The organism is Streptomyces narbonensis, assembly GCF_014649015.1.
Taxonomy (GTDB): Bacteria; Actinomycetota; Actinomycetes; order Streptomycetales; family Streptomycetaceae; genus Streptomyces; species Streptomyces narbonensis.
The window spans coordinates 1-788 of sequence record NZ_BMSF01000105.1; the positions used below are offsets into that span (position 1 = coordinate 1).

Genomic DNA, 788 nt, shown 5'->3' on the forward strand with positions numbered 1-788 from the left:
CTCGGATAAAAATTTTAACTGATATTATACCTTTAGCTGAACATTTGTTTTCTGGATTACCTAACTTAAAAACAGAAGATTTTAAAGTTATTTCTTTGAAAACCGCCCTGCAAATTAAAGTACTTAAAGTTTTATGGTTGCAGTTAGAATATATAGAAAAATGGGACAAGGTAACTATACTATATAAGGTCAAACAATTATCTAACCATTTTAAAATTAAAATGAAAACAATACTGGCTCCAATATTTATTGCAATAAATGGAAGATTAATTTCTACATCGGTAATTGAGACTCTAGGAATTATTGGTAAAGATATAACTCGAATACGTTTGAAGCATGCAATAAATATCTTAGGAGGAATAACACTAGAACAGGAAAAGAAAATAATAAAGGAATATTATAAAAAAATATGCAAATAGCATTAGAAAATGTTAGTTATTTAGAAGAAATATACGAACAATACCAATGTGGGGATAAAATTTCTGAAGAATGGCGGCAATATTTTGAAGAGATTAGTAAAAAAGAAAATAAATGTATTGTTCAAACAAAAGAAAATTCAAAAAGTGAAAAAAATATAAAAAAACAAATGAGTGTTTTGCAAATTATTAACGAGTATCGTTATATGGGGCATCTAAAAGCAAACTTAGACCCACTAAATGGCAAGAAAGTTAATCAATTTAATAAAGAGAAAGTTAATCAATTTAATAAAGAAGATATAAATAAAGTATTTTATACTGGATTTGGTAATAAGAAAGCAAGATTAAAAGAAATTATTGATTTTTTGGATA

Annotated in this window: 2 protein-coding genes; both read left to right on the forward strand. The window is 25.5% G+C overall.

Annotated elements, in window-relative coordinates; all coding sequences use genetic code 11:
• A partial coding sequence (locus IE124_RS34190; RefSeq protein WP_229833175.1) for a hypothetical protein occupies positions 1–419 on the forward strand: 419 nt, incomplete at its 5' end.
• The coding region (locus IE124_RS34195; protein WP_229833176.1) for a hypothetical protein at positions 410–788 on the forward strand (379 nt) is incomplete at its 3' end. The genes IE124_RS34190 and IE124_RS34195, both read left to right, overlap by 10 nt.